Here is a 1,554-nt window from a genome sequence, read left to right on the forward strand (position 1 = left end):
GAAAAATAAAAGCTCCTTAGAAAGGAGGTGATCCACCCGCACCTTCCGGTACGGGTACCTTGTTACGACTTCGTCCCAATCGCCGATCCCACCTTCGACGGCTCCCTAACAAGTTTGGGCCACCGGCTTCGGGTGTTACCAACTTTCATGACGTGACGGGCGGTGTGTACAAGGCCCGGGAACGTATTCACCGCAGCATTGCTGATCTGCGATTACTAGCGACTCCGACTTCATGGGGTCGAGTTGCAGACCCCAATCCGAACTAAGGCCGGCTTTCAGCGATTCGCTCCACCTCACAGTGTCGCTGCGCGTTGTACCGACCATTGTAGCATGTGTGAAGCCCTGGACATAAGGGGCATGATGATTTGACGTCATCCCCACCTTCCTCCGAGTTGACCCCGGCAGTCTCTCATGAGTCCCCAACCAAATGCTGGCAACATAAGACAAGGGTTGCGCTCGTTGCGGGACTTAACCCAACATCTCACGACACGAGCTGACGACAACCATGCACCACCTGTACACCAGCCACAAAGGGAAAGACTATCTCTAGCCCGATCCGGTGTATGTCAAGCCCAGGTAAGGTTCTTCGCGTTGCATCGAATTAATCCACATGCTCCGCCGCTTGTGCGGGCCCCCGTCAATTCCTTTGAGTTTTAGCCTTGCGGCCGTACTCCCCAGGCGGGGCGCTTAATGCGTTAGCTACGGCACGAAAGTCGTGAAAAGACCCTCACACCTAGCGCCCACCGTTTACGGCATGGACTACCAGGGTATCTAATCCTGTTCGCTACCCATGCTTTCGCTCCTCAGCGTCAGTAACTGCCCAGTAACCTGCCTTCGCCATCGGTGTTCCTCCTGATATCTGCGCATTTCACCGCTACACCAGGAATTCCAGTTACCCCTACAGTACTCAAGTTATGCCCGTATCGCCTGCACGCCCGGAGTTAAGCCCCGGAATTTCACAGACGACGCGACAAACCACCTACGAGCCCTTTACGCCCAGTAATTCCGGACAACGCTCGCACCCTACGTATTACCGCGGCTGCTGGCACGTAGTTAGCCGGTGCTTCTTATCTAGGTACCGTCACAAAAAGCTTCGTCCCTAGCGAAAGGAGTTTACAACCCGAAGGCCGTCATCCCCCACGCGGCGTCGCTGCATCAGGCTTGCGCCCATTGTGCAATATTCCCCACTGCTGCCTCCCGTAGGAGTCTGGGCCGTATCTCAGTCCCAATGTGGCCGTCCACCCTCTCAGGCCGGCTACCCGTCGCCGCCTTGGTAGGCCATTACCCCACCAACAAGCTGATAGGCCGCGAGCTCATCCTACACCGAAAAAACTTTCCAACCATCACACTAAAAATGGCTCCTATCCGGTATTAGACCCAGTTTCCCAGGCTTATCCCGAAGTGCAGGGCAGATCACCCACGTGTTACTCACCCGTTCGCCACTCGAGTACCCTGCAAGCAGGGCCTTTCCGTTCGACTTGCATGTGTTAAGCACGCCGCCAGCGTTCGTCCTGAGCCAGGATCAAACTCTCCACAAAAAAATTTCAGAACAAA

The 1,554-nt window shown here is 55.4% G+C and carries 1 rRNA gene; it reads right to left on the bottom strand.

Going from position 1 to position 1,554, the window contains the following annotated elements:
* Positions 1-20: 20 nt before the first annotated feature.
* A 16S ribosomal RNA gene (locus tag MHK09_RS11585) occupies positions 21-1,538 on the bottom strand.
* Positions 1,539-1,554 lie beyond the last annotated feature (16 nt).

Source organism: Corynebacterium tuberculostearicum, assembly GCF_022347235.1.
GTDB classification, from domain to species: domain Bacteria; phylum Actinomycetota; class Actinomycetes; order Mycobacteriales; family Mycobacteriaceae; genus Corynebacterium; species Corynebacterium tuberculostearicum_F.